General features: G+C 61.9%; 21 protein-coding genes and 3 pseudogenes. 16 read left to right on the top strand and 8 right to left on the bottom strand.

What is annotated here, in order from left to right; all coding sequences use genetic code 11:
* Positions 1 to 39 precede the first annotated feature (39 nt).
* The gene (locus ACP7BX_RS26385) at positions 40 to 1119 is read right to left on the bottom strand and encodes a patatin-like phospholipase family protein (RefSeq protein WP_426127455.1); all 1080 of its coding nucleotides are present in this window, start codon (positions 1117 to 1119) and stop codon (positions 40 to 42) included.
* 158 nt (positions 1120 to 1277) lie between these two features.
* On the opposite strand from ACP7BX_RS26385, the gene ACP7BX_RS26380 reads away from it, so the two are divergent.
* The 4 genes from ACP7BX_RS26380 to ACP7BX_RS26365 are packed head-to-tail and all read left to right on the top strand — an operon-like array spanning position 1278 to position 3875.
* Complete coding sequence (locus tag ACP7BX_RS26380) at positions 1278 to 1580, top strand: PepSY domain-containing protein (RefSeq protein WP_314533654.1); 303 nt, start codon at positions 1278 to 1280, stop codon at positions 1578 to 1580.
* Positions 1580 to 1891: a PepSY domain-containing protein gene (locus ACP7BX_RS26375; RefSeq protein WP_314533651.1), complete on the top strand. Its 312-nt coding sequence runs from the start codon at positions 1580 to 1582 to the stop codon at positions 1889 to 1891. Before ACP7BX_RS26380 ends, ACP7BX_RS26375 begins: the two co-directional genes overlap by 1 nt.
* Positions 1891 to 2559 (top strand): response regulator transcription factor, encoded by a 669-nt coding sequence (locus ACP7BX_RS26370; protein ID WP_426127457.1) that lies wholly within the window; start codon positions 1891 to 1893, stop codon positions 2557 to 2559. Before ACP7BX_RS26375 ends, ACP7BX_RS26370 begins: the two co-directional genes overlap by 1 nt.
* On the top strand, positions 2556 to 3875 hold the full coding sequence (locus ACP7BX_RS26365; RefSeq protein ID WP_426127459.1) for a sensor histidine kinase: 1320 nt from the start codon (positions 2556 to 2558) through the stop codon (positions 3873 to 3875). The genes ACP7BX_RS26370 and ACP7BX_RS26365 overlap by 4 nt, the downstream gene beginning before the upstream one ends.
* A gap of 25 nt (positions 3876 to 3900) precedes the next feature.
* Here ACP7BX_RS26365 and ACP7BX_RS26360 read toward each other — a convergent pair.
* Positions 3901 to 4482 (bottom strand): annotated as a pseudogene (locus tag ACP7BX_RS26360) (methyl-accepting chemotaxis protein); the annotation flags it as partial.
* Between the two features lie 276 nt (positions 4483 to 4758).
* A pseudogene (locus ACP7BX_RS26355) lies at positions 4759 to 5829 on the bottom strand (HAMP domain-containing protein); the annotation flags it as partial.
* 465 nt (positions 5830 to 6294) lie between these two features.
* Here ACP7BX_RS26355 and ACP7BX_RS26350 point away from each other — a divergent pair.
* From ACP7BX_RS26350 to ACP7BX_RS26325, 6 genes and pseudogenes are all read left to right on the top strand, one after another.
* The gene (locus ACP7BX_RS26350) at positions 6295 to 7614 is read left to right on the top strand and encodes a Na+/H+ antiporter family protein (RefSeq protein WP_162240118.1); all 1320 of its coding nucleotides are present in this window, start codon (positions 6295 to 6297) and stop codon (positions 7612 to 7614) included.
* A 65-nt stretch (positions 7615 to 7679) separates the two neighbouring features.
* Positions 7680 to 8501, top strand: a pseudogene (locus tag ACP7BX_RS26345) (cache domain-containing protein); the annotation flags it as partial.
* A 36-nt stretch (positions 8502 to 8537) separates the two neighbouring features.
* The gene (locus ACP7BX_RS26340; protein WP_426161318.1) at positions 8538 to 9359 is read left to right on the top strand and encodes a methyl-accepting chemotaxis protein; all 822 of its coding nucleotides are present in this window, start codon (positions 8538 to 8540) and stop codon (positions 9357 to 9359) included.
* A 102-nt stretch (positions 9360 to 9461) separates the two neighbouring features.
* A complete protein-coding gene (locus ACP7BX_RS26335; protein ID WP_426127461.1) occupies positions 9462 to 10130 on the top strand; it encodes an RraA family protein in 669 nt (222 codons plus the stop codon).
* Positions 10127 to 10786, top strand: coding sequence for an RraA family protein (locus tag ACP7BX_RS26330; RefSeq protein WP_426127463.1), 660 nt, complete (start codon positions 10127 to 10129; stop codon positions 10784 to 10786). Before ACP7BX_RS26335 ends, ACP7BX_RS26330 begins: the two co-directional genes overlap by 4 nt.
* Entirely contained in the window at positions 10783 to 11985 is a 1203-nt protein-coding gene (locus ACP7BX_RS26325; protein ID WP_426127465.1) for a pyridoxal phosphate-dependent aminotransferase, read from the top strand. Before ACP7BX_RS26330 ends, ACP7BX_RS26325 begins: the two co-directional genes overlap by 4 nt.
* Here the strand turns inward: ACP7BX_RS26325 and yegQ are convergent.
* The gene (yegQ, locus tag ACP7BX_RS26320; protein WP_426127467.1) at positions 11982 to 13295 is read right to left on the bottom strand and encodes a tRNA 5-hydroxyuridine modification protein YegQ; all 1314 of its coding nucleotides are present in this window, start codon (positions 13293 to 13295) and stop codon (positions 11982 to 11984) included. The genes ACP7BX_RS26325 and yegQ overlap by 4 nt on opposite strands.
* A 224-nt stretch (positions 13296 to 13519) precedes the next feature.
* On the opposite strand from yegQ, the gene ACP7BX_RS26315 reads away from it, so the two are divergent.
* From ACP7BX_RS26315 to ACP7BX_RS26305, 3 genes are all read left to right on the top strand, one after another.
* Complete coding sequence (locus ACP7BX_RS26315) at positions 13520 to 13783, top strand: DUF2790 domain-containing protein (RefSeq protein WP_426127469.1); 264 nt, start codon at positions 13520 to 13522, stop codon at positions 13781 to 13783.
* Positions 13784 to 13809: 26 nt separating this feature from the next.
* Positions 13810 to 15018, top strand: coding sequence for a cytochrome c biogenesis protein DipZ (locus tag ACP7BX_RS26310; RefSeq protein ID WP_426127471.1), 1209 nt, complete (start codon positions 13810 to 13812; stop codon positions 15016 to 15018).
* A gap of 103 nt (positions 15019 to 15121) precedes the next feature.
* Positions 15122 to 16189 carry an AI-2E family transporter gene (locus ACP7BX_RS26305; protein WP_269133476.1) on the top strand — a complete coding sequence of 356 codons (1068 nt, stop codon included), beginning with the start codon at positions 15122 to 15124 and terminating at the stop codon, positions 16187 to 16189.
* 3 nt (positions 16190 to 16192) lie between these two features.
* Here ACP7BX_RS26305 and ACP7BX_RS26300 read toward each other — a convergent pair whose 3' ends face one another.
* The 3 genes from ACP7BX_RS26300 to ACP7BX_RS26290 all read right to left on the bottom strand — a co-directional run bounded on the left by ACP7BX_RS26300 (position 16193) and on the right by ACP7BX_RS26290 (position 17264).
* Positions 16193 to 16375 carry a hypothetical protein gene (locus ACP7BX_RS26300; protein WP_033899763.1) on the bottom strand — a complete coding sequence of 61 codons (183 nt, stop codon included), beginning with the start codon at positions 16373 to 16375 and terminating at the stop codon, positions 16193 to 16195.
* 91 nt (positions 16376 to 16466) lie between these two features.
* A complete protein-coding gene (locus ACP7BX_RS26295; protein ID WP_033899765.1) occupies positions 16467 to 16661 on the bottom strand; it encodes a hypothetical protein in 195 nt (64 codons plus the stop codon).
* Between the two features lie 228 nt (positions 16662 to 16889).
* Entirely contained in the window at positions 16890 to 17264 is a 375-nt protein-coding gene (locus ACP7BX_RS26290; RefSeq protein WP_016980060.1) for a hypothetical protein, read from the bottom strand.
* 156 nt (positions 17265 to 17420) lie between these two features.
* Here ACP7BX_RS26290 and ACP7BX_RS26285 point away from each other — a divergent pair, with 156 nt between their 5' ends.
* Positions 17421 to 18239, top strand: a complete 819-nt coding sequence (locus ACP7BX_RS26285; RefSeq protein WP_038845092.1) for a shikimate 5-dehydrogenase — start codon at positions 17421 to 17423, stop codon at positions 18237 to 18239.
* A 157-nt stretch (positions 18240 to 18396) separates the two neighbouring features.
* Positions 18397 to 19860: a DASS family sodium-coupled anion symporter gene (locus tag ACP7BX_RS26280; RefSeq protein WP_426127475.1), complete on the top strand. Its 1464-nt coding sequence runs from the start codon at positions 18397 to 18399 to the stop codon at positions 19858 to 19860.
* A gap of 794 nt (positions 19861 to 20654) precedes the next feature.
* Here ACP7BX_RS26280 and ACP7BX_RS26275 read toward each other — a convergent pair.
* On the bottom strand, positions 20655 to 22946 hold the full coding sequence (locus ACP7BX_RS26275) for a fatty acid cis/trans isomerase (RefSeq protein WP_426130182.1): 2292 nt from the start codon (positions 22944 to 22946) through the stop codon (positions 20655 to 20657).
* 166 nt (positions 22947 to 23112) lie between these two features.
* Between ACP7BX_RS26275 and metH the strand changes: the two genes are divergently transcribed.
* The gene (gene metH, locus ACP7BX_RS26270) at positions 23113 to 26823 is read left to right on the top strand and encodes a methionine synthase (RefSeq protein WP_314535196.1); all 3711 of its coding nucleotides are present in this window, start codon (positions 23113 to 23115) and stop codon (positions 26821 to 26823) included.
* The last annotated feature ends 17 nt before the right edge of the window (positions 26824 to 26840 follow it).

The raw sequence follows: 26840 nt of genomic DNA, 5'->3' as shown, positions 1-26840 counted from the left end.
CGACTTGCTGGCGAATGATAGGTTGCATGTGGCCAGCGGCTACAGGGCCAGTAGCCGCTCGCCCAATTGGCCGTTATCCGCCAGTTGCAGAAACTCATCGCCTAGCCGCTGGCTCTCGCTCATCGCGGTCTGCCAGTACTTGTTACGGCTTGGGTCGTCGCCCATGAAGCGCTTGAAGTCGCTGCGGTCTGGCAGTTTGCCGTGGGGCAGGCGGGCGAGGTAGTCCTTGGAAGGCGCCAGCAGCAATACATCCTGCAAACCCTGTGGGCTGCTGCGCCGCCATGGCAGGCCCTTGTCGAACCAGCCGGGGATGACCCGATCGGTGAAGTGCGGGTACAGCACGATGTCGTCGCCGTGGTAAGGCAGGTCGAGGTGATAGTCCAACAGGCCGCCGTCGCGGTAGGTGCCGGCGCCTGCACCCGGCAGGTCGCGCACGCCTTGCATCACCATGGGAATCGAGCCTGAGGCCAGCAGGGCCTGGCGCAGGTTGCCCAGTTCCAGGGCCAGGAAGCGCGAGGGGAAATCCTTTAAGGGATGCACCGGTGGCGCCTGGCGTGGGTCGTGGATGATCAGCCGTTCAAAGTGCCGCGACAGCCGCGCGCGGCCGCGCAGGTTATCGGCGATCACCGACGACAGGCCGAGTCCCAGGCGCCCACGGTGGTCATCAGCGAGCAGGCCGTGGCTCTTGACCACCATGATGTTCAGGCGATAGTTCGGGTTGTCCAGCACCCGCGCATCGCGACCGGCCAGCAGGTCGTCGAGCATGCGCTGGCAGCTCTGGCTGACCTCGGCCATGGTCACGCCCTTGGCAAAGCTTTGTTCGTTGTACAGGCGGCCGAGGTCCAGCAGGCCTTGCACCGGGTCGGGCAGGCATGCACTGGCAAACCGCCAGGAGCCGATGGACGCACCGACCAGCGCCCGTTCCCGTGGCGCGCGGGGTAGCCAATCGCCGAATAACGCCAGGTCCAGGCCCTGGATGCCCAATGCCTTGGGGCCGCCGGCCGCGCCGGGCAGGATGCCGACGTCGGCCGGCGTGAGGCCTTGCTCGCGAATGCGGGCAAAGGCGCGTTTGCCAGCCTTGAGGGTCAGGGCGGGAAACTTGATGTGGATGGCTGTCATTCCGGTCTCTCATGCAACGAGCGGGGCAGTATAGGAAATCTCTCGCGGCGATGGGTGAAGAGGCTTGTGGGAAATTGCCATGGTGGCAATTCAGTTTCAGTTAAGTTGCAGACGGTACCGTGGCGGACGTAGGAAAAATCTTGAAACGGAGACTCTCCATGAAGCGCCTCACAGTGCTGGTCGCCGCCGGTATCATCGCTCTCACGGCGACCCAGGCCCGAGCCGTGGACCCCGACAAGCCACTGAAAGTGCCTGCCACTGTTACTATTATCGCCTTTGATCAACTGGAAGCCACGGCCCTGGCTCTGCATCCTGGCTCGACGCTGCTGGATACCGACCTGGACGAGGAGTACGGCAAGTACCTGTACCAAGTTGAGCTGGAAGACACCAACGGCATCGAGTGGGAGATTGAATTGGACGCGCTCACTGGGCAGGTTCTCAAGAATCATCAGGAAACGTAATGAAGGTAAATTTAAACACCAGCAGTCGAGTGGCGTTGGTGCTCCTGGTTTTTTGCTCAAGCCTGGCGGCCCGCGATCTTGATCAGGATGAGGCCTTGGCACTGCGCCAGCAGGGGATCATCTTGCCGTTGGAGCAGTTGCTGGAGCAGGCCATGGGGCGTCATCCCGGTTCGCGTCTGCTGGAAGCCGAGCTTGAAAAAAAGCATGGCAAATATGCTTATGAAGTGGAATTGGTCACCGCCGACGGCGTGGTGCGCGAGATCAAGCTGGACGCATCCACGGGTGTGCTGATCAAAGACGAGGAAGACTGATGCGCCTGCTCTTGGTGGAAGACAACGTTCCCCTGGCCGATGAACTGCTGGCCGGGCTGCAACGCCAGGGTTATGCCGTCGATTGGCTCGCCGATGGTCGCGACGCCGCGTACCAGGGGCGTAGCGAACCCTATGACCTGATCATTCTTGACCTGGGCCTGCCGGGTTTGCCGGGGCTTGAGGTACTGGCGCAATGGCGTGCCGCCGCGCTGGCCATCCCGGTGCTGATCCTCACGGCCCGCGATTCCTGGGCCGAGCGCATCGAAGGGCTTAAGGCTGGCGCCGATGATTACCTGAGCAAACCCTTTCACCCCGAGGAACTGCACCTGCGCATCCAGGCGCTGTTGCGCCGCTCCCACGGTCATGCGAATCAACCGACCCTGCAGGCCGCCGGCCTGCACCTGGATGAAGGCCGCCAGTGCGTGCTGCGCGATGGCGCGGAGATCCAGCTGACCGCGGCCGAATTCCGTCTGTTGCGCTACTTCATGTTGCACCCCGAACAGATCCTGTCGAAAAGCCACCTGGCCGAGCATCTGTATGACGGCGAAACCGAGCGCGACTCCAATGTGCTGGAAGTCCACGTCAACCACCTGCGTCGCAAGCTGGGCCGCAGTGTGATCGAGACCCGGCGCGGCCAGGGTTACCGGTTCGGCGGCAGCGGCGCATGAGGTCGATCCAACGGCGCCTGAGCCTGGGCCTGGTCAGCGTGATGGTGGTCGTCGGCGTAGCGCTGGCGCAAACCAGCCTGTGGTTGTTCGAAACGGGGTTGCAGCGCTATCTGGAAGCCGGCTTGCGCAATGACAGCGAGAGCTTGTTGGTGGCGCTGGTACGTGGCCCTGATGGTTTGCAATTGCATGAGAAACGCCTGTCGCCGGCCTATCAACGGCCGTTTTCGGGGCACTATTTCCGTATCGATTTTGCCGATAAGCATTGGCGCTCCCGCTCGTTATGGGACCAGGACCTGCCGCATCTTCCCGAGGCGGGACTCAAGGGCAACCTGCAACTGGGACCGGAAGGCCAGCAACTGTTGGTGTTGCGCGAGGACTACAAACGCTTCGGCCAGCCAATCTCCATCAGCGTGGCCCAGGACTACACGCCCGTGCGGGAAAGCTTCCGCCTGATGCGTCAGATCGGCCTGGTGCTGGGGCTGGCGGCGCTGCTGCTGGTGCTGATCCTGCAACGGATCACCGTGCGCCGCGCCTTGCGCCCGCTGGAAACCGCGCGTAACCAGATCGCCCAACTGCAACAGGGCCAGCGTTCACAACTCGACACCCAGGTGCCGCAGGAGCTGGAGCCGCTGGTGGCGCAGATCAACCATCTGCTGGCTCACACCGAAGACAGCCTCAAGCGTTCACGCAATGCCCTGGGCAACCTCGGCCATGCCCTCAAGACCCCGCTGGCGGTGCTGTTGAGCGCCGCTTCGAGCGACGCGCTGAAGGATCATCCCGAGCTGAGCAAGCTGTTGCGCGATCACTTGGAGCAGGTGCAGCACCGCCTCAACCGCGAGCTCAATCGTGCTCGCCTGGCCGGGGAAACCCTGCCGGGCGCGCTGTTTGATTGCGAAAAAGAACTGCCCGGCCTACTCGCTACCCTCAACATGATCCACGGTGAACACCTGGACCTGAGCTCCCACGCCGCGCCCGGCTTGCAGCTGCCCTGGGACCGAGAAGACCTGTTGGAGTTGCTCGGCAATCTATTGGATAACGCCTGCAAATGGGCGGATGCCGAGGTGCGCTTGACCGTTACCGAGGCCGAGCACAGCTATTTGTTGGCGGTAGAAGATGACGGCCCCGGCATTCCTGAAACCCAGCGTGACCAGGTCTTCAGCCGTGGCACGCGCCTGGATGAACAGATCCAGGGTCATGGCCTGGGGTTGGGGATCGTGCGGGATATCGTCGAGGTGTGGGGCGGGGTGCTGCAGTTGCAGGAAAGCGAGTTGGGCGGGCTGAAAGTGTTGATCGAATTGCCGAAGCGCCAGGGATAAGCCTGTCGCTTCGACAAGGGTCTGATCACACCCTGAACTGATCCATCAACCCCTGCTGCTGATTCGCCAGGCTGTTCAATGCCTGGCTCACCCGTGCCGATTCATTCGCCTGCTCTGACAGCGACTCGGTCACATCGCGAATGGTCGCTACGTTGCTGTTGATCTCCTCGGCCACGGCGCTTTGTTCTTCGGCGGCGCTGGCGATCTGCAGGTTCATGTCGCTGATCACTGTCACCGCATCACCAATCTGGCGCAGCGCCGTCACGGCTTGCCCCACCTGTTCGACACTGCCCTGGGCCTGGCGATAGCTGTTGCCCATGGAGCCGACCACCTCTTCGGTGCCGCTTTGCAGGTGTTCGATGACCAGGCGGGTTTCTTCCACCGATTCCTGGGTGCGCTGCGCCAGGTTGCGTACTTCGTCGGCCACCACCGCAAAGCCACGGCCGGCCTCACCCGCGCGGGCGGCTTCGATGGCAGCATTGAGGGCCAGTAGGTTGGTCTGTTCGGCAATGCCGCGAATCACTTCAAGCACCGAACCGATTTTTTCGCTGTTGGCGGCCAGGCCTTCGACCTGGGTCATGGCCGTGCTCATGTCGGCCGCCAACTCGCCGATATTGCGCGTGGTGCGGTCAATCACCTTCAGGCCATCACGGGTGGCCTGGTCGGCGTCGCGGGCGGCTTGTGCGGCCTGGGCAGCGCTGCGCGCCACATCCTGGGCAGTGGCGCTCATTTCATGGGACGCGGTGGCCACCTGGTCGACCTGGCGATATTGCTGTTCCATGCCGGCGCTGGTTTCAGTGGCAATCGCAGCGGATTGATCGGCTGTGCCACGGGCGTCCTGCACCGAGCGTTTCACCTCGGCAATGATCGGTTGCAGCTTGTCGAGGAAGCGGTTGAACCAGCCGGCCAATTGGCCCAGCTCGTCCTGTTTGTCGTAGGCCAGGCGTCGGGTCAGGTCGCCTTCGCCGCTGGCGATGTCTTCGAGCATGCGGGCCACGCCGAGGATCGGGCGGGTCACGCTGCGGGCCATCAACCACACCAGGATCAAGCCGACCACCGCAGCCAGCAGGCCAAGGCCCAGCTCCAGCAAGGTGCCACGGGTGTTATCGGCGTCCATCTGTGCTTTCAATGCTTCAGCCGGGCCGACCAGGACTTTCTCCGGCACATCCAGCAACACGCCCCAGGACTTGCCGTCCGGGATTGGCGCGAACGGTGCCAGTACCTTCAGTTGGTGGTCGGTGCGCAGGCTACGGATTTGCGTACTGCTGGCCAGGGCGCTGATCAATTGCGCACCGTTGGCCGTATCAACCTGGTCCAGGCGCTGGCTGAGCTTGCTCACGTCCGGGCTGTAGCCGGCGAGCAAACCGGTAGGGCTGAGGATGCTGACTTGGGTCTGGCCGTCGTACAGCTTCTGGCTGGCCTGTTGGCTCACGGCCTGCAGGCTGTTGAGGTTGATGTCCACCGACAGCGAGGCGATGACTTTGCCGTTGACCATCAACGGGAAGACGATGCTGGTCATCAGCACGTTTTGCCCGTTGATCCTGTAGAAGTACGGCTCGATCACGCACGGCTTGAGCGTGCTGCGTGGGCAGGTGAACCAGGCGTTGGCCTTTTCACCGCTGGGGCCGACGCTTGTGTCGGACATGTCGCTTTCCGGCAACGCCATCGACTCCAGCTTGCCGGGTGTCGGCTGCGACCAGTACAGGGCGAAGCGACCTTTATCGTTACTGCCCAGCTCGGCCTGGCCGGCGAACAGCTCATCCTTGCCGTCCAGGGCATTGGCTTCGAACACCAGGGACAGGCCGAGCAAATCCGGGTTGGCCTGCAGCGCGGCCTTGACCTGGCGAGTCAGGTCTTCGCGGGTGTCGAAGGCATCGAGAAAGCGCTTCTCGGCCTGCTCACGCAAGAACAGCACCTGGCGGGAAAAACCGTGACCGTATTGATAGGCGTCCATGAACTGGCGGCGAATGCCCAATGCCTGCACTTCGCCTTGGGCCTCGATGCGCGCCTGGGCGGCTTCATCCAGCATCTGCATACTGGATGCCTTGACCTGCTGCGAACTCTGCTCCATGCGATACAACGACAGACCCACCAGCAGGGTCACGATTCCCAGCAGGCAGAGGCCAGCGAGCAGGGTGATTTTCCATTGAATGGAGAGCTGTCTGAGGGACATCGAGGAGCATCCTTAAACCTGAAAACACAGAGAGTCAGGCTATCGGCCACTTTTTCCGAATCTTTATTATTTAAACGTTCAATTGAAATCTGAAAGCGGCGCCGTTTTTTGACATGCGACGCCACCTGCTGCAAAGTGCGCGCCCTCTAATAAGACCTCCTTCAAGCCTGCACGCTGGCTGCCACCCCATGGCCGCCTGGGCGCGGGCATGCCTGTTTTTTTGTTTTTCTGCTTGAGGTAACCATGATTAACGCAGTCATTGCCGCGGTCGGCACCATGCTGGTGCTCAGTTTGTCCCGCGTGCATGTGGTCATCGCCATCATCGTCGGCGCCCTGGTGGGTGGTTTGACCGGTGGCCTGGGCATCGACGCCACGCTCAAAGCCTTCAACGGCGGCTTGGGCGGTGGTGCAACCGTGGCATTGTCCTACGCCTTGCTCGGCGCGTTCGCGGTGGCGATTGCCAAATCCGGCCTGGCCCACGCCTTGGCTGACAAGGCGCTGCTGCTGGTGGACCGCCAGGAGGCCAGCGGCGGCAACCACGTCAAATGGCTGCTGATCGGCTTGCTGTGGGTGGTGGCGATTGCCTCGCAGAATATTCTGCCGATCCATATCGCGTTCATTCCGTTGCTGGTGCCGCCGCTGCTGTACGTACTGACCAAGCTGCAACTGGACCGCCGCCTGATCGCCTGCGTGATGACCTTCGGCCTGATCACGCCCTATATGTTCCTACCGGTAGGCTTTGGCAATATCTTCCTCAACCAGATCCTGCTGGCCAACGTGGCCAAGAGCGGGGTGGACATCAGCCAGGTCAACGTCACCCACGCCATGAGCCTGCCGGCGCTGGGCATGGTGGTGGGCCTGCTGGTGGCGGTGTTTATCAGCTACCGCAAAAAACGCGTGTACGACCTGGAGAAAATCGAGCGCGTCGAGCAAGTGGCGGTGCAATACAACCCACTGACCCTGCTGGTGGCCGGCCTGGCGATTGCCTCGGCGTTCATCATCCAGCTGTGGCTGGACTCGATGATCATCGGCGCCCTGGCCGGCTTCCTGATCTTCTCGGTGTCGGGCATCGTGCGCTGGCGCGATACCGACGACCTGTTCACCGAAGGCATGAAGATGATGGCGATGATCGGCTTCATCATGATCGCCTCGTCAGGCTTTGCCGAAGTACTCAAGGCCACGGGCGACGTGCGCTCACTGGTGGAAACCTCGGCGGCGTTCATCGGCCATAACCGTGGGGTCGGCGCGTTGCTGATGTTGCTGGTGGGCCTGCTGGTGACCATGGGCATCGGCTCGTCGTTCTCCACGGTGCCGATCCTGGCCGCGATCTTTGTACCGCTGTGCGTGCAACTGGGCTTCAGCCCGGTGGCCATCGTGTGCATCGTCGGCACGGCCGGTGCCCTGGGTGATGCTGGTTCGCCTGCTTCGGACTCCACCCTTGGCCCGACTTCCGGCCTGAATGTCGACGGTCAGCACCACCATATCTGGGACACGGTGGTGCCGACGTTCCTGCACTACAACATCCCGTTGCTGGCGTTTGGCTGGCTGGCGGCGATGACCCTCTGATCTACAGGTTCAGCGTAACCGGCCGATAACCTCTCCAGTCGCCACTAATAAGAGAGAGAAAAGCCATGCGTCTGAGCCTCAAGGCCAAAGTCCTGTCCCTCGCCGTAGTGCCGGTGTTGCTGTTTGCCGTGGTCATCAGCCTGACCACCGTGTGGATCCTGCAGGGGCAGGCGCGCAACGAGGTGGACGAAACCCGCCAGCGCCTGCTCAACGACGCCAAGGCCACGCTGCAAAGTTATGTCGAAGTGGCCATGACCACCATCAAGCCGCTCTACGAAGCGGCCGCACCCGGTGACACCGCCGCGCGTGCCCAGGTGGTCAAGCTCCTGTCGAACACCAGTTACGGCAAGGACGGCTACTTCTTCGGCTACGACTCCGAGACCATCCGCCTGTTCAAGGGCAACAGCCCCGACGGCGTGGGCAAGAGCTTCAAGGACAACCGCGACCCCAATGGCGTGTACGTCAATCGCGACCTGGTCAAGGTCGGCAAGGACGGCACCCACTACCTGCAATACAGCTCGACCCAGCCCGGCCAGACCGAACTGGTACCCAAGCTCGGCTACACCGAATACCTGCCGAAATGGGACATGGTCATTGGCACGTCGGTGAACCTGGACGGCATTGAAGCCCAGGTGGCGGTGGTCGAAGCCAAGGTGCAGAAACGCATGGAGGGCGTGCTGCTGAGCATTCTCGGCGTGGCCGTGGTGGTGCTGTTGGTGATCGCGGCCGTCGGCATGCTGCTGGCCAATACCATCCTGCGTCCGCTGCACTTGATGAAAGCCAGCCTCGACGACATCGCCGCCGGCGAAGGTGACTTGACCCGCCGCCTGGCCATCACCAGTCAGGACGAGCTGGGTGACTTGGCAGGCGCGTTCAACCGGTTTGTCGACAAGATCCACGGGCTGGTGCGCCAGATCACCGAGATGACCAGCCAGCTCACCGGCCTGGTCAGCCAGGTCTCCGACCAGGCTCAGCGCTCCGAACAGGCCATGGAGCGCCAGCGCCACGAGACCGATCAGGTCGCCACCGCGATCAATGAGATGTCATCGGCTGCGCAAGAAGTGGCGCGCAGTGCCCAGGGCGCCTCGGTCGCGGCCCAACAGACCGACGCCGAAGGCCAGGCCGCCAAGCGTGTGGTAGATGGCAGCATTGCGCAGATCCATGCGCTGGTGAGCGACATCCGTAACAGCGGTGTGTCCCTCGACAGCCTGCAGCAGGACGTGTCTTCCATCGTCAGTGTGCTCAGCGTGATCCGCTCCATCGCCGAACAGACCAACCTGCTGGCGCTCAACGCCGCCATCGAAGCGGCGCGAGCAGGGGAGGCCGGGCGTGGTTTTGCGGTCGTCGCCGATGAAGTGCGCGCCCTGGCCAGTCGCACCCAGACCAGCACCCAGGAAATCCAGGGCATGATCGACCGCCTGCAAAAAGGCACTGAGGCGGCGGTGGAGGCCATGCGCCGTTCCAGCGATGCCGGCGACGGCACCTCGGCCCAGGCCAACGAAGCCGGCGCGTCTCTGGACACCATGGCCCAGTTGATCGGCACCATCAATTCGATGAACGCCCAGATTGCCAGCGCCGCCGAGGAGCAGACCGCCGTGGCCGAAGAGATCAACCGCAGCGTGCATCAGATTGCCGTGGCGGTGGACAGCGTGGCCGATGAGACCCAACTGGGCGCCCAGACCTCTCGCAGCCTGGCGGATCTGGGCCAGCGCCTGGGGCAGTTGGTCGGCCAGTTCCGGATCTGATCTTTCATAGGTAAAACGTATGTTTGCCTAACGTTAATACGAATATACCGATCACCGCCCCTCAGTGAGACTTGAGCCCCAACCACAACAGGGGCTCATCTCATGTCACTTGTCGACCCGCTTCAGCGCCTGGCTGAACTCGATACCAACACGGTTTCCGACGCACTGGATTTCCTGCAACTGACGGGCGCGGTGGTCGGCATCCGGCCATTGTGGGACTGTCCCAAAGTGGTCGGCCGGGCCAGCACGGTCAAACTGGCCCCCAAGACCGATGACGCGCCCACGGCGCACCTGATTTCCCCGGTGATCGACGCGATTACCACCGATGACCGCGTGCTGGTGATTGCTGGCGGGATCGATGGCGTTTCCTGCTGGGGCGACATCATCGCCAACGCCGCCGTCGCCAAACATATCCGGGGTTCGGTGATCGACGGTTTCAGCCGTGATATCGACGGCAGCGCGTCCATTGGTTATCCGGTGTATGGCCGTGGCGTGACCATGATCAGCGCGCGTAACCGTGTGGTGCAGGTGGATTCCGGTGTCACCCTCAACGTCGGCGGTGTTGACGTCTCGGAAGATGACTTCGTGATCGCCGACCGCTGCGGCACGGTGTTTATCCCGGCTGCGGTGATCGAGCAAGTGCTCGACCTGGGCGAGCGCATCGCTGCCCGTGAAGCCAGCATGGTCGACGCCGTGCGCAGCGGCCGCTCGGTCGCCGATGTGATGCACGACAGCCAATTCGAAGCCATCCGCGTGGAGTCTGCCCGATGAACGATCAACAGTTGGTCGCCCTGTTCGAAGGGCTCGACACCCCTGGCGTCTCGGATGCCATGGACAAGCTGGGCATCCCCGGCCAATGCCTGGGCATCGCGCCGCTGGATAACTACCGTGGCACCGTCGTGGGCCCGGCATTTACCGTGCAATACGTGCCGGCCAACACGCCGCCGGGCTCGGTGGGCGATTTTATCGAAGATGTGCTGCCAGGGGACGTGGTGGTCATCGCCAACGCCGGGCGCACCGATTGCACGGTGTGGGGTGACATCATGACCCAGTACGCCGGCACGCGCGGGATAGCCGCCACGGTGATCGACGGCGTGTGCCGCGACGTCAGCAAAGCCCTGGGCGATGGCTACACGTTGTTCACCCGTGGCCGCTACATGCGCACCGGCAAGGACCGCGTCGAAGTGCTGTCGGTGAACCAGCCGGTGGCAATCAGCGAAACCCGCGTGTGCGCCCGGGACATCGTAGTGGCCGACGCCAACGGCGTGCTGGTGGTGCCCCGCGCCCGTGCCGCTGAGGTGGCGCAGGTGGCGCGGCAGATCGAAGCGGTGGAATCGCAGATCCGCGCGCAGATCGAGGCGGGCAAGACGCTGAAGCAGGCCCGTGAATCCCTGGGTTATCACACCTTGCAGAGGAAGGGCTCATGAATACCCTGAACAAGCGCCTGGCCCAGGCGCAACCGTCCGCCACCTACCGCATCATCGACCGCGTCGCCGCGCGCCGGGCCGAAGGCGAAACCATCATTTCGTTGTGCGCTGGCGAGCCAGACTTCGATACGCCGGAGCACATTCGCCAGGCCGGCATCGAAGCGATCCGCAATGGCCATACGCGCTACACCCAGGTCGCTGGCGTGCGCGCCTTGCGCGAATCGGTGGCGGAGAAATTCCGTCGCGAAAACGGCCTGGACGTGACCTGGCAAGACACCCTCGTCAGCAACGGCGGCAAGCATGTGATCTATAACGCACTCGCCGCCACCCTCAACGAAGGCGACGAAGTGATCGTGCCCGCGCCGTACTGGGTCAGCTATCCGGAAATGGTCGAGCTGTGTGGCGGCACGTCGAAGATTGTGCCGTGCAGCGCCGAGGACGGCTTCAAACTGACCCCGGCCGCCCTCGACCAGGCGATCAACTCCAGCACCCGCTGGCTGATCCTCAATTCACCGTCCAACCCGACGGGCGCCGTCTACAGTCGCCTGGAATGGCAGGCGCTGGCTGACGTGTTGCTCAAGCATCCCCATGTGCTGGTGCTGGCGGATGACATCTACGAGCACCTGCTGTTCGACGGCCAGGCGTTCCACACCTTGGCCCAGGTCGAGCCGCGCCTGGCGCCTCGGGTGCTGACCATGAACGGTGTCTCCAAGGCCTACGCCATGACCGGCTGGCGCATCGGCTTCGCCACCGGCCCGCGCTGGCTGCTGGAGGCCATGGAAAAACTCCAAGGCCAGCAGACCTCGGGGGCCAGCGCGATTTCCCAGCACGCTGCCATTGCTGCCTTGAACGGGCCACAGGACTTTATCCGCCAATCACGGGCGGTCTTCGAGAGGCGCCGCGACCTGGTCGTGTCCTTGCTAAACGCCACGCCTGGCTTGGCATGCATCCGCCCGAGCGGCGCGTTCTACGCCTTTGCCTCTTGCGCGGGCCTACTGGGGCGCACCTCGGCCGCCGGCAGGTTGCTTGAGACGGACGAGGACGTCGCCCACGCCTTGCTCGACGAAGCCAATGTGGCCGTGGTGCACGGCAGCGCCTTCGGCCTGGCGCCGTACCTGCGCATCGCCTATGCCCTGGATGACGATTCGTTGCGCCAGGCCTGCGCGGCGATCCACCGGTTCTGCGCGGCGACGCGTTAGAGGTCGCGCATCAGCAAGCCAAAGCGCAGGTCCATCTGTGCCGGGAGCGGAACATACACGGTGTGCCCGTCCCCCGGCGCGACGTCGATGGCGTCGCCTTTGGCGTTGTGCAAAGTGGCCAGGTCGAAGTGGAAGTTGCCGGCAGGGGTCATCAATTCCAGGTGATTGCCCACGGCAAAACGGTTTTTCACCTTGACCTCGGCCAGCTCGCCCCGGCGTTCGCCGGTCAGCTCGCCGACGAACTGCTGGCGCTCTGACACGGAGCTGCCGTTCTGGTAGTTCTGGTATTCATCGTGCACATGGCGGCGCAGGAAACCTTCGGTGTAGCCGCGCTGGGCCAGGGATTCAAGGTCGGTCATCAGGGTGCGGTCGAAGGCGCGACCGGCCACCGCATCATCGATGGCCTGGCGATACACCTGGGTGGTGCGCGCGCAGTAGAAGTGCGACTTGGTGCGGCCTTCGATCTTCAGTGAGTGCACACCCATCCGGGTCAGGCGCTCCACGTGCTGCACGGCGCGCAGGTCCTTGGCGTTCATGATGTAGGTGCCGTGTTCGTCTTCGAAGGCGGGCATCTGTTCATCGGGGCGGTTGGCTTCCTGAAGCAGGAACACCTGATCGGTGGGCGCGCCAATGCCCAGGGTAGGCTGGCAGTGCTGGACGATATCCCCCGTGGTGTTTTCCACCGCCGGGGTGGCCTGGTACTTCCAGCGACAGGCATTGGTGCAGGTGCCCTGGTTGGCGTCGCGCTTGTTCATGTAGCCCGAGAGCAGGCAACGCCCGGAATAGGCCATGCACAACGCACCGTGCACAAACACTTCCAGCTCCATGGCCGGCACCTGCTGGCGGATCTCGTCGATCTCTTCCAGCGACAATTCCCGCGACAGGATCACCCGACAGATCCCTTGCTGTTGCCAGAACTCCACGCTGGCCCAGTTCACCGTGTTGGCTTGCACCGACAGATGGATCGGCATCTGGGGGAAATGCCGGCGCACCAGCATGATCAGCCCAGGGTCGGACATGATCAGCGCGTTCGGGCCCATGGCGATCACCGGCGCCAGGTCCTTGAGGAAGGTCTTCAGCTTGGCGTTGTGCGGCGCGATGTTCACCACCACATAAAAGCGCTTGCCCAGGGCGTGGGCTTCCTGGATGCCAAGGGCCAGGTTGGCGTGATCGAACTCGTTATTGCGCACCCGCAGGCTGTAGCGCGGCTGGCCGGCGTAGACCGCATCGGCGCCGTAGGCAAAGGCGTAGCGCATGTTTTTCAGGGTGCCGGCGGGGGCGAGCAGTTCGGGGGCGAGGATCGGAGGCATGGGCACGGGTCGCAAAAGGTCGCGAAGGTAGCCGAGCGGCGAGGGCGGTTTATTGATCCAGATCGTCCTTTGGGCTTTTTGTATCGCTGTGTATCGGAGTGGGCTGTGGATACGTATCGATTTATCCGCGCGGTTTTCCGACACAGGCGCGATACCTCAGGGGCTTTTAATTGATTCCAACGAGGCACACCGCCTCCCACCCTGAGAACCTGGAGTCAACCACCATGAACACCAAAGCCATCTACGCCGCCTGCCTGTTTGCCGCCCTGAACATCTGCACCTTGTCGGCCCGTGCCGAAGCCGCCGTTACCGCTCAGACCTACCACTACGGCACTCACCTGGACATCAAGCAAGTGCTGTCGATGAGCCAGGATTCCAAGCCGGCCTGCGGCGTGGTGAATGCGCGCATGACCTACTTGGACTCCCACGACAAGGCCCAGGTGCTCGATTACCTCAAGTTCGGCGACGGTTGCGTCGGCGATAACTGAGTCCTTCCAGCCATAAGGTGAACGTCATGCTACTGATCGCATTCCTGGGCGGCATCCTGACCGTCCTCAGCCCTTGTATCCTGCCGGTGGTGCCGTTTCTGTTCGCCGGCGTCGACCGCTCCCGCCGGTCGATCCTGCTGACGCTCGGCGGCATGGTCCTGACCTTCGCGCTGGTGTCCAGCCTGGCGGTGGTCAGCACGGAATGGGTGATTCAGGCCAATAACACCGGCCGCCACGTGGCACTGATCGTGATGGGGCTGTTTGCGCTGTCGCTGATCTCGGCGCGGGTCGGTGGCTGGCTGGCACGCCCCTTGGTGTTGTTGGGTAACCGTATCGATCCTGACAGCCGCACGCTGTCCGGCCCGCTGAAGTCGGTGATGATCGGCGTCGCCACAGGCCTGCTGTGGGCGCCGTGCGCCGGGCCGATCCTGGGAGTGATCCTGACCAGCGCGATGCTGCAAGGTGCCAATGCGCAGACCAGCCTGTTGCTGGTGGCCTACGGCCTGGGTAGCGCGTTGTCCCTTGGCGCGCTGATTTTTGCCGGGCGTGGCCTGGTCAATCGACTCAAGGCCTCCATTCCGGTGACCGGTTGGCTGCGCCGTGGGGCCGGAGTGGCGGTACTGGCGGCGGCGGTGGTGATTTCCACTGGCGCCGACAAAACCCTGCTGGCCGGTACTTCGTCCGAAGGCGTCAGCAGCCTGGAGCAAGGCGTGCTGGAAGCCGTCCCCAAAGTGCTGGATTACGTGGTGAGCAAGGTCAAGGCCGACCCGGCGCGGGACAATGCCAAGGGTGCCATGCCATCGCTGGTCGGCGCGGTCGAATGGCTCAACTCCCCTGAACTCACCCGCGAATCCTTGAAAGGCAAGGTGGTGCTGGTGGATTTCTGGACCTACGACTGCATCAACTGCCAGCACACGCTGCCCTACGTGAAGCAATGGGCAAAGACCTATGAGAAGGACGGCCTGGTGGTGATCGGTGTGCACACCCCGGAATACGGCTATGAACGCCTCATCGGCAACGTCAAGGACCAGGTGCGCAAGCTAGGCATCACCTATCCGGTGGCCATCGACAACAACTACGCGATCTGGCGCAACTTCGACAACCAGTACTGGCCCGCCCATTACCTGGTCGACGCCAAAGGGCAGGTGCGTTACACCCATTTTGGCGAAGGTCGTTATGACGCTCAGGAGCAGATGATCCAGACGCTGTTGAAGGAGGCGAAGGGGATTCAGTGAGGCGGTCTATGCTTGTTCGATAACCGAGGGCACTCCCAGGTTTCGCTGCGGACTAAGCAACAGGGCCTATATGGGCCCGTTGCTTTTCTGACATGGACCGGACATGAATCAAACCAACCTGCAATTCAAGACCTTGCTGTTATTGCTTGCCCTGGTGACCATCGCGTTTATCTGGATACTGCTGCCGTTCTACGGCGCGGTGTTCTGGGCGGTGATCCTCGGCATCATCTTTGCGCCGATGCAGCGGCGCCTGCAACAGCGCTTTGGCTGGAACCGCAACCTCACTTCCCTGGCCACCTTGAGTGCTTGCCTGATCATCGCGATCCTGCCGGTGATCATCACCAGTGCCTTGTTGGTGCAGGAAGGCGCGACGCTCTACAAGAACATCGAAAGCGGCAAGCTGGACGTGGCTGGGTATATCGAGCAGTTCAAGAATGTGTTGCCGCCGTACTTCCAGCACCTGCTGGACCGTTTCGGCATGGGCAACCTGGAAGGCTTGCGCGAGAAGATCGTCAAGAGTGCGATGCAGGGCAGCCAGTTCTTTGCCACCCAGGCGTTCAGCTTCGGCCAGGGTACGTTCGATTTCCTGGTGAGCTTTTTCATCATGCTGTACCTGCTGTATTTCCTGCTGCGCGACGGCCCGGAGCTGGTACGCAAGGTGCGCACGGCGGTGCCGTTGGCCGAGCCGCAGAAGCGCCGGTTACAACTCAAGTTCAATCGTGTGGTGCGGGCCACGGTCAAGGGCAATGTGCTGGTGGCCGTGACACAGGGTGCGCTCGGCGGGCTTATCTTCTGGTTCCTGGATATTCCCAGTGCATTGCTCTGGGCGGTACTGATGGCGTTTCTGTCGCTGTTGCCGGCGGTGGGCGCGGGGATTGTGTGGGGGCCGGTGGCCGCCTACTTCCTGTTGAGCGGCGCCATCTGGCAAGGCGTGGTGCTGGCGCTGTTTGGCGTGTTTGTGATCGGCCTGGTGGACAACGTGCTGCGTCCGATCCTGGTGGGCAAGGACACCAAGATGCCGGATTACCTGATCCTGATCTCGACCCTGGGCGGTTTGTCGGTGTTTGGCTTGAACGGCTTTGTGATCGGGCCTTTGGTGGCGGCGTTGTTTATGTCCAGCTGGGCGTTGTTCGTGGAGAGCAAGCCGCGAGTCAAGTTGCCATTACCCTGAACCTCAGGCGTGGAGCCTGAAATTCGAGGCGTGTTGCAGCTGTTTCTCAGCGTCGGACAGGGATGTCAGCGGGCCGCTGATGGTTTCGCCATCGCGTACCAGGTACCAGCAGGCAAGCAGACCCAGCTTGCGCAGAGGGGCGGGAACGGCGCTGCCGATGACGGACATGATTTGAACAGTGTGCATATGGACCTCCAATCGCTATGGTGGTCACTTTACGGGGCGGGGTGATGCAGGAAAAATCACCTGTCTCGATAGTCGTCATCGACGCGAGGCGTCAGTCCACCACTTGATCGAGCATGTGCACCACTTCCTGCTCACTGAGCAGACCCTTGCGCACCAGGTTTTCCGCCAGCAGCGCGAGGAACTTGGCGCTGCGGTGGCCTTCCAGGTGCTTGAGCTCGGTGAGGGCGCTATAGACCTTGCTGGACGTACAAAGGCCAGCGGTGCGGTGCGGGTTTTGCGTGGGCATGGTCAGTCGTCCTTGTTGTTATTGGGTGGACAGGATCGATAGTGGAAGTATGTCGTGACACAAACATGACAGCGCAAGGCCGGTTCGGGCAAGTAGACATTGGTGTCGATGATGCGCGATTGGGCGTCGGGCATTGTCCCCAGAACGACCTTGACCCCCTGAATCCGGACTTTGCAGGCAAAAAAAGGCCCCGCAACGCTGCGAGGCCTGTGTTGTCAGACGATCCGATTACCAGCCGCGACCGTAGTAGCCGTGGGGAGGGCCGTAGTAACCGCGTGGTGGACCGTAATAGCCACGCGGTGGGCCGTAATACACCGGTGCCGGGCGGTAATACACCTGCTGCTGCACATACACCGGTGGTGGCGGTGCGTAGTAGACCGGCGGCGGCGCGGCATACACCGGCTGCGGTTGCACATACACCGGCTGCTGCACGTAGACCTCACGTGGCTGGCTGGCAACCACGGAGCCCACGACGGCGGCGCCGACTAAAGCACCCAATACGGCCGGCCCACCCCAACCACCACCGTGGGCGGAGGCTTGGCCTGCCATCGCGAGTGCGCCAACCAGCAAGGCGATCTTGGGGATTGTACGAATCATGGTCATTCCTCGGTTAGCCCCAGCGCTTGTGGTCTGCAATCGTTAGACTCAAGTAATGTCGCGGGGATACTTTTAAGACAACGTATTTCTGAAAAACAGCACAGCCGCTAGGTAAAGGTTGTGTAAGGTCTGTACCCAATCGCTTACTCAAAGGAGTTACCCATGCAGATGCACCCCAACAAGGACACCCAACTGTGCATGTCTCTGTCGGCGCGCCCCGGGAATTTCGGCCTGCGGTTTCATAACCACCTGTACGAGCAGTTGGGTCTGAACTTCTACTATAAAGCCTTCAGCAGCCAGGATTTGCCTGGCGCGATCGGTGGTATCCGCGCGCTGGGCGTCCGTGGTTGCGGGGTTTCCATGCCGTTCAAAGAGGCTGCCATTGCCTTAGTGGACGAACTCGACGATTCGGTTCAAGCCATCGACTCGCTGAACACCATCGTCAACACTGACGGGCACCTCAAGGCTTACAACACCGATTACATCGCCATCGAGCAACTGCTGAAAAAGCACGCGGTGCCGCAGGACTCGACCTTCGCCCTGCGCGGCAGCGGCGGCATGGCCAAAGCCGTGGCCAGTGCCTTGCGCGATGGCGGCTACGCCAATGGCGTGATCGTGGCGCGCAACGAAACCGCAGGCCGGGCATTGGCGCAAAACCTGGGGTATGAGTGGCTGGCCGAATTGGGTGACCTGCGCCCGCAGATGCTGATCAACGTGACGCCCATTGGCATGACCGGCGGGGCTGAGGCGGACGCACTGGCGTTTGATGCAGAGGCGGTGGACTCTGCCGAGACTGTATTCGATGTGGTAGCGATCCCCGCCGAAACTCCGCTTATCGTGCGTGGCCGTGCCAAGGGCAAACGGGTGATTACTGGACTGGAAGTGATCGCCATCCAGGCCCTGGAGCAATTCGTGCTCTACACCGGTGTGCGTCCTACCCCGGAGCAGTTTGAGAAAGCCGTGGCCTTTGCCCGTGCCTGACGCCTCACGGTACCCAAGTAGCGTAAGGCTTCCGGCCAACGCGTTGCTGGCCTTGCAGGGCAGGGCGCCGTGTTGAGTCAGTTATTGGCCTAGGTCAACAGGTCCCAGATGGTTTTGCTCCATGCTCAAGGCTTGATCTAGAGCCTTGGAGTACCCGATGAGCGCGGCATCCTATAAATTACCCCTGGGCCTGGTGATCGCCGTGCTGGTGATGGCCGGTGTGCTGCTGTTGCCGCTGCCCGCCGACTTGCCGGTGGCCGGGCACCGCATGCTGGCGATCCTCGCGTTTGCCGTGGTGGTGTGGATCACCGAAGCGGTGTCCTATGAAGCCAGCGCGATCATGATCACCTCGTTGATGGCCTTTCTGCTCGGCACCGCGCCGTCGCTGCAAGACTCCACTCATTTGATTGGCACCAGCCCGGCCATCAGCATGGCGCTGACCGGCTTCTCCAATCCGGCGCTGGCGCTGGTGGCGGGCGCATTGTTTATCGCTGCCGCCATGACCCACACCGGCCTGGACCGACGCATCGCCCTGGTCACCCTGAGCCGCGTCGGCACCAGCACCCGACGCATCCTGCTGGGGGCGATTGCGGTGACCATTCTGCTCAGCCTGGTGGTGCCCAGCGCCACCGCGCGCAGTGCTTGCGTGGTGCCGATCATGATGGGGGTGATCGCCGCGTTCGGCGTGGACAAGCGCTCGAACATCGCCGCCGGCATCATGATCGTGGTGGCCCAGGGCACCAGCATCTGGAACGTTGGCATCCAGACCGCCGCCGCGCAGAACCTGCTGACCGTTGGCTTCATGGACAAGATGCTTGGCCAGCGCGTGTCGTGGATCGACTGGCTGATCGCGGGGGCGCCGTGGGCGTTGATCATGTCGGCGGTGTTGCTGTTCCTGGTGCTCAAGTTGCTGCCGCCGGAGACCGACAGCATTCCCGGTGGCAAGGAGGCGGTAGCGCAATCGCTGGTAGATATCGGGCCGATGACCGGGCCGCAGAAGCGCCTGTTGACGGTGTCGGTGATGTTGCTGCTGGCCTGGGCCACGGAAGGGCGTTTGCACAGTTTTGACACCACCTCGACCACGTACGCGGGGCTGGTGTTGCTGTTGCTGCCGGGTATCGGCGTGATGACTTGGAAGGATGTGCAGTCGCGGATCCCGTGGGGCACGGTGATTGTGTTTGGGGTGGGCATCAGTCTGGGCACGGCGCTGTTGACCACCCAGGCGGGGCAGTGGTTGGGGGCTGCGGTGGTGGCGCACACGGGGTTGGATCAGGTGGGGCCGCTGGGGGTGTTTGCGATTCTGGGGGCGTTTTTGATCGTGATTCATTTGGGGTTTGCCAGTGCGACGGCGTTGACCTCGGCGCTGCTGCCGATTTTGATTGCGGTGTTGCAGACATTGCCGGGGGAGTTCAGTCGGCTGGGGATGACGATGCTGTTGGGGTTTGTGATGAGTTATGGGTTTATTCTGCCGATCAATGCGCCGCAGAATATGGTGTGTCTGGGGACGGGGACGTTTACGGCGCGGCAGTTTGCCAAGGTGGGGGTTTTGGTGACGCTTGTTGGTTATTTGTTGATGTTGGTGTTTGCGGGGACTTACTGGAGTTGGTTGGGGTGGGTTTGATGGGGTTGGGTTGGGTTGGGTGTATATCCGTTATTTGGGTAACGGCTGCTTATGGTTCCGCTCTTACAGCGGCTCACTTTTGAAAAGCGCAAAAGTAAGCAAAACGCTCTTGCCCCAACACTCGGCACCTCGCCTAGGCTCGGTGTGCCCGTAATCCGACAGTGATTTGGGGGGCCGCCGCCACGCGCCATCCATGGCGCGGGGCGGCTAAACCGGCATCCCTGCCGGTTTACCCCCCAAATCCCTGTCGAATTCCGGCCAGCGTGTTTGACGGGGCGCCTAAGATCAAAATCAAAAGCACAGCGGCCTGACAGCCGGCTTGAGTGGTGTGAAGCAAAGGCAAAAGCAAACGCGGTCTCTGTAGGAGCTGGGGGGACGCCTAGTCCTTGCCTGCGATGGTCTTCAACGATGACGCGGGGAATCAGACAAAACGCGGCGGTCTCACGTTTTTCGCCGGCAAGCCGGCTCCTACAGCGGACTGCGTATCCACGATGCGAAGCGAGTCGCTCTTGATCTTGATCTGAGGCGCCCCGTCAAACACGCTGGCCGAACGCAGGCTTGAATCCGTGGGTAACCCGGCAGGACGCCGGGTTAGCCGCGCTGGGCCAAGGATGGCCCATCGCGGCGGCCCACGGATTCAAGCCGGAGTGAGGGCATGCCGAGCCTAGGCGAGGTGCCGAGTGTTGGGGCAAGAGCGTTTTGCTTACTTTTGCGCTTTTCAAAAGTGAGCCGCCGTAAGGGCGGAACCAATATCAGCCGTTACCGCAGCAACGGATATGTACTCCGAAACAATCTCACAAATTCTCATACCGATTCATATCCAACACCCCCTCCTCCACCGGCGTAGTCTCACGAATATACGCCGACAGATCATGGAAATACTGCCAAAACAGCGGATGACTACGCCGCACACCCCAGCGATCCACAATCTTCTCAAACCGCTTGGCATCCTTGGCCCGCTCCATTTCAGCCACAAACACCGGCACTTCCTGGGCCGGAATATTGAACATAAAGTTCGGGTAGCTGCTCAGCACACCCGGATAAATCGTCACCGTATCCAGGCCCGGCTGATAGCGATAAGCCTCACCCAACAGAAACGCCACATTACTGTGAGCACGATTGCGCAACATGCTGTAAACCACACGCTGACCGCTGGCAGTCTCAACCCGCAGCATCGTCGCTTCAGGCAATTGATCGATAACCTTGAGCCCAGCGGCCGGGCGTGACGTCAGGCGGCTCAGCGCCTGCTCCGCATCCTGAATGGCGGGGTCGACACCATCACGGGAGCAATAGGCACCCATGCAACGGTTGATCGGATCCGGGCTCGCATTCAAATCGCCGTAACGCGCCAGCAACTGGTTGGCAAAGTCGCGCTTCGGATCGTTTTCGCTCAGGTGCAGGCCGGTAGGCTTATCGTCATCAATCGCCTCATAGTCCAGCCACAGTTTGAGTTTGCCGCTGTTCTGATACCAATCATCCATAAAGTCATCGCGAGAATCGGCCGGCATCAAGCGCAGGAAGTTCTGCTCGGCGCCATTGCGGATCAGGTCGAAGTACAATCGGGTCTGGGCCTGGTGCGACACATTGCCGAACACATCGAAGTTCACCGCCAACTGATAATAGGTGCGCTCCAGCAGCGGGTAGTCGAACAGCCACATGGTTTGCGGCACTTCGCCGATCAGGCCTTTGGTGACCGAGGCGCTGTCGAAGTGGCGGAAGATGCTCAGCAAGGCATTGTCATTACCGGCCCACAGGCTCGACCAGCTTGGCGGGGGCAAGTCGGCGTAGCTGTCGCGGCGCAGGGCCTCGTAAGCATTGCGCTTGTCGCGGTAAGCCAACCATAGGCTGAGCACGCTGCCGACGTCATCGTTCTGCCCCGGCATGGCCAGCAACGGCGTGGCCTGGCCGCGATAGCGCGCATCGGTGATGTACAGGTCGTGCTCCGGGTCCTGGAACAGGGTCCAGAAGTTGTCGCGGATCACGTCCGTGGCGATCTGCCCACGGCACACCGGCCCACGGATGAAGGTGCGTACGAAGTACTCGGCGTTGTCCAGCATGAACTGGTAACGCGCCTTGGCCGGGATGGCTTCGAAGGTTTCGAACGGATTGGCGCGACGGCCTGGGCCATAGCCCGGCAAGGCGTCGACCTGCCAGTTGCCGGCGTAGAACAACTCTTTAATGCGTGCCATCTTCTCGGCACTGAACGGGTACGTGATGTGGGTCTTATGCACGATCACGCCCTGCACCGGCCACAGGCGGTAATACACACGGGTGCCTGGGTCATCATTGGGGCGACGGGTGGCGATCAGGTCGATTGGCTGGCCGCTTGGCGTACGCGAGCGCACCCACTGGAAGAAATGCCCTGGCTCGCCGTTTTCAAAATAGATATGCGCGAGAAACAAGTGCTCGAACAGCCAGCGTGCCACCAGGCTTTCCCGCGCTCCGGGCTGGTTGAACAGGTTTTCCCACTGTTGTACCTGCAGGGCTTCCTTGGCACTGGGCGCCAGACCTTGCTCGTCGATAGGTGCGCCGGACGCGAGCCAGCGTTGCAGGGTCTGGTACTGCTGGTCCGTCAGGCCGGTGACCGCCAACGGCATGCCTTCCTTGGGATGGGCACCCGCGTAAGCGTTGAACTCACCCGGCATGGCGCACATGTTTTCACGGTTCAGGCCCAGCACGATGTCTTCAGGCAACTTGGCGTTGGGCTGCAACGGTGCGTTATGGCCCAACTCCAGCATGCGCGCCATCAAGGCTGCCTGGCTGCCCTGGGCGTCCAGCACGGAATAGAAGCCCTTTTGCTGCCAGGCTTGCTTGCCAAACGCGTCATAGAACAAACGGGTGGTCGGCGTCGCCTGGCTGCGCTCGCCATCGTAGACCGGCACTTTGCTGGCGCCACGGGCTGCGCCTTCGCCGCTGCCCAGGTTCAGTTGGCAAGCGGAGTCGTAGCAGGCGTGGCAGGCCACGCATTTCTCGGTGAAGATGGGTTGAATGTCGCGGGTGTACGAAATCGCCGGGGCGGGTCCGTCGGCCTGTGCAATGCAGGCGACCAGTGCCAGGACGGCGCTGGTGATGAGGCGAAGTGACATGTATCCGGTTCCGATTCAATACGTACGCTGAAAATTTGCCAGTGATTCTACCGGGCCACACCCTACAACAACATGAACGATATTCATGCAAAAACTGCACATACTCTAAATCGGCACAGGTTTGTTATGATTCACGCCCTCCGAAATGCCTGACCAGAGTAGTCCCATGTCCGATCGTAGCGTTCGTCTGCAAGCCCTTCATCAAGCCCTCAAGGAACGTATCCTGATCCTCGACGGCGGTATGGGCACGATGATCCAGAGCTACAAGCTTGAGGAAAACGACTACCGTGGCAAACGTTTCGCCGATTGGCCAAGCGACGTCAAGGGTAACAACGACCTGCTGGTAATCACCCGTCCGGACGTGATCGGTGGCATCGAAAAAGCCTACCTGGATGCCGGTGCCGACATCCTCGAAACCAACACCTTCAACGCCACGCGCATCTCCATGGCCGACTACGGCATGGAAGAACTGGCCTACGAGCTAAACGTAGAAGGCGCACGCCTGGCGCGCAAGATCGCCGACGCCAAGACCGCCGAAAATCCGGCCAAGCCGCGTTTCGTCGCCGGCGTGCTCGGCCCGACCAGCCGCACCTGCTCGCTGTCGCCCGACGTGAACAACCCCGGCTACCGCAACGTAACCTTCGATGAGCTGGTGGAAAACTACACCGAGGCCACCAAAGGCCTGATCGAAGGCGGCGCCGACCTGATCCTGATCGAGACCATTTTCGACACCCTCAACGCCAAGGCTGCGATCTTTGCCGTGCAAGGTGTGTTTGAGGAGCTGAGCATCGAACTGCCGATCATGATCTCCGGCACCATCACCGACGCCTCCGGCCGTACCCTGTCGGGCCAGACCACCGAAGCGTTCTGGAACTCCGTGGCCCACGCCAAGCCGATTTCCGTGGGGCTGAACTGCGCCCTGGGTGCCAGCGAGTTGCGTCCGTACCTGGAAGAGTTGTCGAACAAGGCCAACACCCACGTTTCTGCGCACCCGAACGCCGGTCTACCCAACGAATTCGGCGAGTACGACGAGTTACCGTCACAAACCGCCAAGGTCATCGAAGAGTTCGCCCAGAGCGGCTTTCTGAACATTGTCGGCGGTTGCTGCGGTACCACACCGGGCCACATCGAGGCCATCGCCAAGGCCGTGGCCGGTTACGCGCCGCGCCAGATCCCGGATATCCCGAAAGCCTGCCGCCTGTCGGGCCTGGAGCCGTTCACCATCGACCGCAGCTCGTTGTTCGTCAACGTCGGTGAGCGCACCAACATCACCGGCTCGGCCAAGTTCGCCCGCCTGATCCGCGAGGACAACTACACCGAAGCCCTGGAAGTCGCCCTGCAGCAGGTGGAAGCCGGCGCCCAGGTGATCGACATCAACATGGACGAGGGCATGCTGGATTCGAAGAAGGCCATGGTGACCTTCCTCAATCTGATTGCCGGCGAGCCGGACATCTCCCGCGTGCCGATCATGATCGACTCCTCCAAGTGGGAAGTGATCGAGGCCGGCCTCAAATGCATCCAGGGCAAGGGCATCGTCAACTCCATCAGCATGAAGGAAGGTGTGGAGCAGTTCATCCACCACGCCAAGCTGTGCAAGCGCTACGGCGCCGCCGTGGTAGTGATGGCGTTCGACGAAGCCGGCCAGGCTGACACCGAAGCGCGCAAGAAAGAAATCTGCAAACGCTCCTATGACATCCTGGTGAACGAAGTCGGCTTCCCGCCGGAAGACATCATCTTCGACCCGAACATCTTCGCGGTCGCCACCGGGATTGAAGAGCACAACAACTACGCCGTCGACTTCATCAACGCCTGTGCCTACATCCGCGATGAACTGCCCTACGCATTGAGCTCCGGCGGCGTGTCCAACGTGTCGTTCTCGTTCCGTGGCAACAACCCGGTGCGTGAGGCGATCCACTCGGTGTTCCTGCTGTATGCGATCCGCAACGGCCTGACCATGGGCATCGTCAACGCCGGCCAGCTGGAGATCTACGACCAGATCCCGGCCGAGCTGCGTGACGCCGTGGAAGACGTGGTGCTCAACCGCACGCCGGACGGCACCGACGCCCTCCTCGCCATCGCTGACAAGTACAAGGGCGACGGCAGCGTCAAGGAAGCCGAGACCGAAGAATGGCGCGGCTGGCCGGTGAACAAGCGCCTGGAACACGCGCTGGTCAAGGGCATCACCACGCATATTGTCGAGGACACCGAAGAGTCGCGACTGTCGTTCGCACGGCCTATAGAAGTGATCGAAGGCCCGCTGATGTCCGGCATGAACATCGTCGGCGACCTGTTTGGCGCGGGCAAAATGTTCCTGCCCCAAGTGGTGAAATCCGCCCGTGTGATGAAGCAGGCCGTGGCGCACTTGATTCCGTTCATCGAGCTGGAAAAAGGCGACAAGCCGGAAGCCAAGGGCAAGATCCTGATGGCCACGGTAAAAGGCGACGTGCATGACATCGGGAAAAACATCGTCGGCGTGGTGCTGGGTTGCAACGGCTACGACATCGTAGACCTCGGCGTGATGGTGCCAGCAGAGAAGATCCTGCAAGTGGCCAAGGAGCAGAAGTGCGACATCATCGGGCTGTCCGGCCTGATCACGCCGTCCCTGGACGAGATGGTGCACGTGGCCCGTGAGATGCAGCGCCAGGACTTCCACCTGCCACTGATGATCGGTGGCGCCACCACCTCCAAGGCGCACACGGCGGTGAAGATCGAGCCCAAGTACAGCAACGATGCCGTGGTGTATGTCACCGACGCCTCGCGTGCGGTCGGCGTGGCGACTCAGTTGCTGTCCAAGGAGCTGAAAGCCGGCTTCGTGGAGCGTACCCGCGAAGAATACGTGGAAGTGCGTGAACGCACCGCAAACCGCAGCGCCCGCACCGAACGCCTGAGCTACCCGGCCGCCATCGCCAAGAAGCCGCAGTTCGACTGGAGCACCTACACGCCGGTAGTGCCGACCTTTACCGGCGCCAAGGTGCTGGACAATATCGACCTCAAGGTGCTGGCCGAGTACATCGACTGGACGCCGTTCTTCATTTCCTGGGACCTGGCGGGGAAATTCCCACGCATCCTCACCGATGAAGTCGTCGGCGAAGCGGCTACCGCGTTGTACGCCGACGCCCAGGAAATGCTCGCCAAGCTGATCGACGAAAAACTCATCAGCGCCCGTGCAGTGTTTGGTTTCTGGCCAGCCAACCAAGTCAAGGACGATGACCTGGAAGTTTACGGCGAAGACGGCAAGCCGCTGGCGACCTTGCATCACTTGCGCCAGCAGATTATCAAGACCGACGGCAAGCCGAACTTCTCCCTGGCCGACTTCGTGGCGCCCAAGGACAGCGGCGTGACCGACTACATCGGTGGTTTCATCACCACCGCCGGCATCGGCGCCGAAGAAGTGGCCAAGGCCTACCAGGACGCGGGCGACGACTACAACTCGATCATGGTCAAGGCCCTGGCCGACCGCCTGGCCGAAGCCTGCGCCGAGTGGCTGCACCAGCAAGTGCGTAAAGACTACTGGGGTTATGCCAAGGATGAGCAACTGGACAACGAGGCGCTGATTAAGGAGCAGTACAGCGGCATCCGCCCTGCCCCGGGCTACCCGGCGTGCCCGGACCACACCGAGAAAGGCACCTTGTTCCAACTGCTGGACCCGGAGGCACGTGAGATGGAAGCGGGCCGCAGTGGCGTGTTCCTCACCGAGCACTACGCGATGTTCCCGGCGGCAGCGGTCAGCGGTTGGTACTTTGCCCACCCGCAGGCGCAGTACTTTGCCGTGGGCAAGATCGACAAGGACCAGGTGGCGAGCTATACAGCGCGCAAAGGCCAGGACCTGAGCGTGACCGAGCGTTGGTTGGCGCCGAACCTGGGTTACGACAACTAAGCCCGGCGGGATTGTCT

Origin of the sequence: Pseudomonas sp. DWP3-1-3b3 (assembly GCF_049896305.1) — a bacterium.
Lineage (GTDB): Bacteria > Pseudomonadota > Gammaproteobacteria > Pseudomonadales > Pseudomonadaceae > Aquipseudomonas > Aquipseudomonas azotoformans_A.
Note: the sequence above shows the minus strand (reverse complement) of the source record. Positions and strands in the feature narration are given on the sequence as shown.

Excerpts from the sequence above, each read along its gene's own strand:
- ACP7BX_RS26330 (WP_426127463.1), top strand. The coding sequence starts at position 10,127 with ATGAACGATCAACAGTTGGTCGCCCTGTTCGAAGGGCTCGACACCCCT.
- ACP7BX_RS26380 (WP_314533654.1), top strand. The coding sequence starts at position 1,278 with ATGAAGCGCCTCACAGTGCTGGTCGCCGCCGGTATCATCGCTCTCACG.
- ACP7BX_RS26310 (WP_426127471.1), top strand. The coding sequence starts at position 13,810 with ATGCTACTGATCGCATTCCTGGGCGGCATCCTGACCGTCCTCAGCCCT.
- ACP7BX_RS26290 (WP_016980060.1), bottom strand. The coding sequence starts at position 17,264 with ATGACCATGATTCGTACAATCCCCAAGATCGCCTTGCTGGTTGGCGCA.
- yegQ (WP_426127467.1), bottom strand. The coding sequence starts at position 13,295 with ATGCCTCCGATCCTCGCCCCCGAACTGCTCGCCCCCGCCGGCACCCTG.
- ACP7BX_RS26305 (WP_269133476.1), top strand. The coding sequence starts at position 15,122 with ATGAATCAAACCAACCTGCAATTCAAGACCTTGCTGTTATTGCTTGCC.
- ACP7BX_RS26315 (WP_426127469.1), top strand. The coding sequence starts at position 13,520 with ATGAACACCAAAGCCATCTACGCCGCCTGCCTGTTTGCCGCCCTGAAC.
- ACP7BX_RS26340 (WP_426161318.1), top strand. The coding sequence starts at position 8,538 with ATGACCAGCCAGCTCACCGGCCTGGTCAGCCAGGTCTCCGACCAGGCT.
- ACP7BX_RS26300 (WP_033899763.1), bottom strand. The coding sequence starts at position 16,375 with ATGCACACTGTTCAAATCATGTCCGTCATCGGCAGCGCCGTTCCCGCC.
- ACP7BX_RS26325 (WP_426127465.1), top strand. The coding sequence starts at position 10,783 with ATGAATACCCTGAACAAGCGCCTGGCCCAGGCGCAACCGTCCGCCACC.
- ACP7BX_RS26365 (WP_426127459.1), top strand. The coding sequence starts at position 2,556 with ATGAGGTCGATCCAACGGCGCCTGAGCCTGGGCCTGGTCAGCGTGATG.
- ACP7BX_RS26280 (WP_426127475.1), top strand. The coding sequence starts at position 18,397 with ATGAGCGCGGCATCCTATAAATTACCCCTGGGCCTGGTGATCGCCGTG.
- ACP7BX_RS26335 (WP_426127461.1), top strand. The coding sequence starts at position 9,462 with ATGTCACTTGTCGACCCGCTTCAGCGCCTGGCTGAACTCGATACCAAC.
- ACP7BX_RS26275 (WP_426130182.1), bottom strand. The coding sequence starts at position 22,946 with ATGTCACTTCGCCTCATCACCAGCGCCGTCCTGGCACTGGTCGCCTGC.
- ACP7BX_RS26295 (WP_033899765.1), bottom strand. The coding sequence starts at position 16,661 with ATGCCCACGCAAAACCCGCACCGCACCGCTGGCCTTTGTACGTCCAGC.
- ACP7BX_RS26385 (WP_426127455.1), bottom strand. The coding sequence starts at position 1,119 with ATGACAGCCATCCACATCAAGTTTCCCGCCCTGACCCTCAAGGCTGGC.
- ACP7BX_RS26370 (WP_426127457.1), top strand. The coding sequence starts at position 1,891 with ATGCGCCTGCTCTTGGTGGAAGACAACGTTCCCCTGGCCGATGAACTG.
- ACP7BX_RS26285 (WP_038845092.1), top strand. The coding sequence starts at position 17,421 with ATGCAGATGCACCCCAACAAGGACACCCAACTGTGCATGTCTCTGTCG.
- ACP7BX_RS26375 (WP_314533651.1), top strand. The coding sequence starts at position 1,580 with ATGAAGGTAAATTTAAACACCAGCAGTCGAGTGGCGTTGGTGCTCCTG.
- metH (WP_314535196.1), top strand. The coding sequence starts at position 23,113 with ATGTCCGATCGTAGCGTTCGTCTGCAAGCCCTTCATCAAGCCCTCAAG.